We start from the raw sequence: 6,113 nt of genomic DNA on the forward strand, positions 1-6,113 counted from the left end.
TGCGCCGGTCTTGGATGGAGCCGCACCATGAGCCAGCGCGACGATGACCGATTCCGCGTCCGTCCCGGTGCGCCGAAGCAGCGCGGCGACGCCTTCATCAACAAGGTGCTACGCCAAACCAACCAGGCCGGTGCCAAGCTCGGCAAGGCGGCTGGCAAAGTCGGCCAGCGGCCCGGTTCCCGGCTGGGCCGCGGCCATGTCGCGGCGCGCTTCGCCGGTCGTGGACTCGGGGCGAATGCGCGGCGCGTGACAATCAAGGCCCGGCTGGTCAATCTGGCGCAGGCCGGCTCCCGTTCGACTGCAGCGCACCTGCGATACATCGAGCGCGAAGGCGTCGATCGCCAGGGTGGGCCGGGTCACGCCTACGGGCCGACGACCGATGCCGCCGACCTCGAAGCGTTCAAGGAGCGCGGCGAAGGCGACCGACACCAGTTCCGGTTCATCGTCTCGCCGGAGGATGCCGAACAGCTCGACGACCTGCGCACCTACACCCGGCACCTGATGGCGCGTATGGAGGCCGACTTGGGCACGCGGCTGGAATGGGTCGCAGTCGATCACTGGAACACCGACAACCCGCACGCGCACGTCGTCTTGCGCGGCAGGGACGACACCGGCAAAGACCTCATCATCTCCCGTGACTACATCGCCGAGGGGATGCGCCGACGGGCGTCGGAACTGGCGACCGAGTGGCTGGGGCCGCGCACCGAGCTGGAGATGCAGCGCGCCATGCAGCGCGAAGTCGATCAAGAGCGGTGGACGCACCTGGATCGCACCTTGCAGCGCGAAGTCGGTGACGATGGCCTGGTACACATCGAACGCTTTGTCGAACCTCGGCTGCAACGCCAGCGGCAGGTGCTGATCGGCCGCCTGCAATGCTTGCAGCGCATGGGGCTGGTGACTGAGCAGCGGTCTGGCGTGTGGGCCGTCCATGCCGAGGCCGAACTGACCCTGCGGGCGATGGGCGAGCGCGGAGACATCATCCGCACGATGCAGCGGGCCATGAGTGGCAGGCAGCGCGAGCTGGCCGTATTCCAGACAGGCGAGGATGGCCGCGCCGTCATCGGTCGCGTCGTCGGCAAGGGATTGGCCGACGAGCTGTACGGCAAGGGCTATCTGATCGTCGATGGCACGGATGGCAAGGCACACTACGTCGGACTGCCGCTGCGCTCCGAGCTGGAGCAGTACCCAATCGGCGCCGTGGTGGAGGTGAAAGGCGCGGTCGATGTGCGCGCCGCCGACCGCAACATTGCTGCGCTGGCCGTCGATGGCGTGTATCGCACCGATCATCACCTGGCCGTTGCCCAAAGTCAGGCGATGCCCGACCGCGACCCGCGCGAGGTGGTAGCAGCGCATGTGCGCAGGCTCGAAGCTCTGCGTCGCGCCGGCATCGTGGAGCGCGCGGCCGAAGGTGTCTGGCGCGTGCCCGGCGACTTGGCCGAACGAGGCCGCCAATACGACGCGCAGCGCCTGGGCGGCGTGGCCGTGGAGCTGAAGTCGCACCTGCCCATCGAGCGACAGGCGCGCGCGGTCGGTGCCACTTGGCTGGATCAGCAGTTGATCGGCGGTGGCCAGGGATTGAGCGATCTAGGCTTTGGCGGGGAGGCCAAGCAAGCCATGCGGCAGCGCGCCGACTTCCTAGTCGAACAGGGACTGGCCGAGCGGCGTGGGCAGCGCGTGATCCTGGCACGTAATCTGCTGGCGACGCTGCGTAATCGGGAAGTGATCCAGGCGGCAAAGACCATCGCTAGTGAAACCGGCTTGGAGCATCGTCCCGTGGTAGACGGGCAGCGCGTGGCCGGCATCTACCGTCGCAGCATCATGCTTGCCAGCGGACGCTACGCCATGCTCGACGATGGCATGGGCTTCTCGCTGGTGCCGTGGAAACCGGTGATCGAACAGCGGCTGGGACAGCAGCTTGCTGCGATGGTGTGCGGTGGCGGCGTGTCATGGGACGTTGTTGGACGGACGCGAGGGCTCACGATTGGCTAAGTTTTGATTACAAGCTTTTCGTGACATGCCAATTCTTTTCACCGGCTATAGCAACTCACCGAACATCATGGCTTCGAGAATCTCTCGCTTGCTCTAGCTGGCAGGAGATTCCGTTCGGGCGAAGCCAGACTTTTACCACCTGCAATCGAACGCCGCCATGAAGCTTCTTTCTGAGCGCTCCAGTCAATAGTCGGCGTTACGATCAAAGAACTCCTTGTATGGTTGGGATGACATTCGCATCGATCGTCAAAGGATGGCCAGAACCTACATGCAGGATGACGTGCTCTGGAAGTTGGAATTTTCACCAATGTGGAGGGTGTCTTTGTCCGCACGGATTGACGTGCACAGCCAGATGCCGACACCGTTGGCAGGATGCACGTCACCGAGGACGTGGATTTTATCGCGCCTCTGCCGAGCGATAGGATTGGTCGAATGCGACGCGATTTTGCGCGATGAACTCCTTCAACGAGAGCGGCAATTTTCCGGTAAGACGCTGCAGCTCAATGGGGTCAGGGTCTCGTGCTAGGGCCTTGGCTGATGCCAGCATGGCCCCAACCGCAGAAATGTGGCCTGCCATGTCTGTATTGATGACCTCGGTCGGATCTTCCTTTGACAACTCACGCAGCGCCGCAGCCCATTGCTGTGGAGTGGCACTGCTGAACCGGACTTGTTTGCCAAGTTCGGCGCTCAGCATTGCCGCAATCTGGTGGTGGCTCCGAAGCTCTGCGCCGGGTGGGTAGTGAATGGTCTTGCCGGCAAACAACTCCGGCTGGAGTACAGCTGCGACCATTAGCCTTGCTGCATCGAGGCCGCTAATCCATGGAACGTCTGCATCACCGAAGCTGTTAGAAAACTCAGCGGCACGGCTTATCGACGGACCATGCAATGCGGGTATGTTTTCAAAGAACAGTGCGGCAATTCGGAGGATGCAGAGATCAAGACCTGACCAGGTAAGCACTTCTTCGGCAAGCCATTGCGCCTGTCCCAAGGGACTTAAACTGTCTGGACGCGCGACGGCCATCGACATGACGACGACGCGAACTGGCGCCTTCGTTTCCCTTGCGGCGGAGGCGAAGTTTGCGGCAGCCGGTACGATGCCTGCGGCGACCGGATAGGTGAAAGTTGCAGTGCCAACTCCATCGAGCGCCGCAATGAGGCTGCGTCGATTGTTGAAGTCCCCAAAGACGATCTCCGCTCCCTGCGCAGCTAGCACCTCAGTTCGTTCGCTTTTAGTCCGGGCGAGCACCCGTACCGGTCGCTGAGCTTCCAAAAGGGCCGTGACCAGATGCGCGGAGGTGCCTCCATGTCGACCTGTCGCCCCCGTCACGAGAACGGCTTTTGACGGTTGAATATCCGATGACTTATCAGATGGCATGTCTTTCTCCTTCGTAATGGCGAGGTGAAATCAATTCGAAGTTTGGTCTTTGGGTTTGCCACGGGCGCTATCCGGTTCCGTGTCAATGACGAGCAAGGTCGATGTTGCCGACGCATACAGTCGCTGATTCGCATCGAGCAAATCAGCGGTGGCAAAGGCGACACGGCGACCGATAGATACGATGCGGCCTTCCGCACGCATTGGCCCTGTTTCGCGCGTGATCGGCTTGTGGTATGCCACCTTTAATTCCAGCGTGGTGTACCCCTGTTGCGCGGAAAGCTGGGAGTGAACGGCACAGCCACAAGCCGAGTCGAGCAAGGCGGCTGCATAGCCGCCATGTACCGTACCGAGCGGGTTGTAGGCGTGTTCGCCGGGCGTGCCTATAAACAGCGCCCAGCCCTTCGCAACCTCGGCGAAGTCAAAATCCAACGACCGCAAGATGCCTGGTTTCCGTCCGGAGGCCAGCAGTGCACGCAGCTGCGAGAGGCCATCCAGGCCTCTTCCAACTTCTTGAGCAAGGCTCATAAAGAGACTCCTTTTGACACCGGCGGGATGCGGGTAGACGCCCCTGGCCGGCAGGTGCTCGTGACGAAGGCTTGTCACTTGCATGATGCAAGTTTATTATAACTTGCATCATGCAAGCAAGTGGTTGAGGAAGGGGATATCAGATGAAACGTATTGATCTAAGCGCGTGGCCTTGTCCCGTGGCTCGCAGCCTCAGCCGCGTTGGAGAGTGGTGGAGCATCCTCATCCTGCGCGATGCCATGTATGGCTTGACCCGCTTTGACGAGTTCGAAGAGAGCCTTGGTATTGCGTCGAACATGCTCACCCGACGATTGTCCGACTTGGTTGGCGCCGGGCTGTTGGATCGCGTCCAGTACAGCAGCAAGCCTCCCCGGTACGAATACGTCCTGACCGAACTCGGCTGGTCATTCCGTCCGGTGATGTTGGCTCTTATTGAATGGGGGGGCGAGCGCCTATCGCCGGAGGGGCGCGCCATTCAATTGCTCGACAAGGCATCGGGACGGCCCGCACGGATCGGATTTGTGGACCTGGAGACAGGGCAGCCGATCACGCGGGACAGTCATGTAGTAGCGCCTGGACTCGCTGCCGACGCGATCATCAAAGAGCGTTTTGCGCGAATGGCCACAAAGCGCGCAGCGAATGAGCGAGCGTGAGGCGATTGCCCTTCGACAACCAACGCATCTGTCGACATGGAGGACGTTAATTTTGTCGCGGCAAACGCTCGCAATTTTTGATGATTGAGTGGAGTGAGTATGAAAAGAATTGTTGTAACTGGTATGGGAATAATCTCGCCCCTCGGGTGCGGTCTGGAACACGTGTGGCGTAGGTTGCTTAACTGCGACTCCGGCATCGTCGCTCTGCCACCTGAAATCGTTGACGGCATCCCGGCAAAAATCGGTGGCCTGGTTCCTGATTATAAGGATGGGTATTCGGCCGGTTTCGATCCAAATTTAGCTGCTGACGTCAAAGACCAGAAGAAAATGGATCGCTTTATCCTTCTTGCTCTCGCGGCGGCAAAGGAGGCGTTGGACCACGCGAAGTGGTCCCCTACGAGTGAAGATGAGCGAACAAGGACCGCCACTATCATTGCGTCTGGCATTGGTGGATTTGGAGCGATTGCGGACGCAGTACGAACCACCGATACCAAAGGGCCTCGCCGTCTATCCCCATTCACCATTCCCAGCTTCTTGGCGAACATGGCAGCTGGAAGTGTTGCAATTCGGCATGGCTTTAAGGGTCCAATCGGTGCCCCAGTTACAGCTTGCGCAGCGGGTGTCCAAGCCATTGGTGACGCCGCCCGCTTGATTCGATCGGGCGAGGCTGACATTGCGCTGTGTGGTGGGGCGGAGGCGTGCATTGATAGGGTTAGCATTGGCGCGTTTGCGGCTGCCCGGGCTCTTTCCACGAGCTTCGCCGACCATCCGGCACAGTCTTCGCGCCCCTTCGATCGGGCGCGTGATGGATTCGTCATCGGTGAAGGGGCTGGACTCCTTGTTATCGAAGAACTCGAACACGCGCTAGATCGGGGCGCAACGCCGATCGTTGAGCTGGTCGGCTATGGAACGAGTTCAGATGCCTACCATATGACATCGACACCGGCCGACGGCAACGGCGCACGCAGAGCGATGGAATTGGCTCTAGGACAGGCAGGTATTGCCGCGACTTCCGTTCAACACCTGAACGCACATGCAACGTCCACTCAACTTGGCGACAGCAGCGAATTGAACGCCATTAGGGCGGTGTTTGGGGCGACCGGAAATTTAGCCGTCTCTGCTACGAAGTCTGCTACGGGACATTTACTGGGTGCCGCCGGTGGGGTTGAGGCCATTTTTACGGCACTCGCCATACGAGATCAAATCGCTCCGGCGACACTCAATCTGGAAATGCCGGATGAAATGGCTGCCGGGGTGGACGTTGTACATACATCCCCCCGGCGAATGGAAATCGACTATGCCATTTCCAACGGGTTTGGTTTTGGTGGTGTGAACGCCAGTGTTTTGTTCCGCCGCATTAGTTAGTCAGGGGCCGGGCACTGTGATCGTGGAGGCGAAAAGCAATGGACATCCGGCATCTCCGCTGTTTTCTTGCAGTCGCGGAAGAACTCCACTTTGCGCGTGCTGCCGAACGGTTGCACATTGAGCAGTCGCCGCTTTCACGTGCGATCAAAGAACTGGAGGAAGACCTCGGCATCCAGCTCTTTGTGCGCACCACTCGCAGCACCCGC

At 60.3% G+C, this 6,113-nt stretch carries 6 protein-coding genes; 4 read left to right on the forward strand and 2 right to left on the reverse strand.

The window, feature by feature from the left end:
* Positions 1 to 27: 27 nt before the first annotated feature.
* A complete protein-coding gene (locus VMA74_RS16585) occupies positions 28 to 1,989 on the forward strand; it encodes a relaxase/mobilization nuclease and DUF3363 domain-containing protein (protein ID WP_325368958.1) in 1,962 nt (653 codons plus the stop codon).
* Positions 1,990 to 2,386: 397 nt separating this feature from the next.
* Here VMA74_RS16585 and VMA74_RS16590 read toward each other — a convergent pair whose 3' ends face one another.
* Positions 2,387 to 3,364, reverse strand: a complete 978-nt coding sequence (locus VMA74_RS16590; RefSeq protein WP_325368950.1) for an NmrA family NAD(P)-binding protein — start codon at positions 3,362 to 3,364, stop codon at positions 2,387 to 2,389.
* A 30-nt stretch (positions 3,365 to 3,394) separates the two neighbouring features.
* Positions 3,395 to 3,889: a PaaI family thioesterase gene (locus VMA74_RS16595; RefSeq protein WP_325368952.1), complete on the reverse strand. Its 495-nt coding sequence runs from the start codon at positions 3,887 to 3,889 to the stop codon at positions 3,395 to 3,397.
* A gap of 143 nt (positions 3,890 to 4,032) precedes the next feature.
* Between VMA74_RS16595 and VMA74_RS16600 the strand changes: the two genes are divergently transcribed.
* From VMA74_RS16600 to VMA74_RS16610, 3 genes are all read left to right on the forward strand, one after another.
* Positions 4,033 to 4,542, forward strand: a complete 510-nt coding sequence (locus VMA74_RS16600) for a helix-turn-helix domain-containing protein (RefSeq protein ID WP_325368954.1) — start codon at positions 4,033 to 4,035, stop codon at positions 4,540 to 4,542.
* A gap of 99 nt (positions 4,543 to 4,641) precedes the next feature.
* A complete protein-coding gene (gene fabF / locus VMA74_RS16605) occupies positions 4,642 to 5,907 on the forward strand; it encodes a beta-ketoacyl-ACP synthase II (RefSeq protein ID WP_325368956.1) in 1,266 nt (421 codons plus the stop codon).
* A gap of 38 nt (positions 5,908 to 5,945) precedes the next feature.
* Positions 5,946 to 6,113: LysR family transcriptional regulator (locus VMA74_RS16610; protein ID WP_325368960.1), on the forward strand; the 168-nt coding region annotated here is incomplete at its 3' end.

It is taken from the genome of Dyella sp., assembly GCF_035508675.1.
Lineage (GTDB): Bacteria > Pseudomonadota > Gammaproteobacteria > Xanthomonadales > Rhodanobacteraceae > Dyella_B.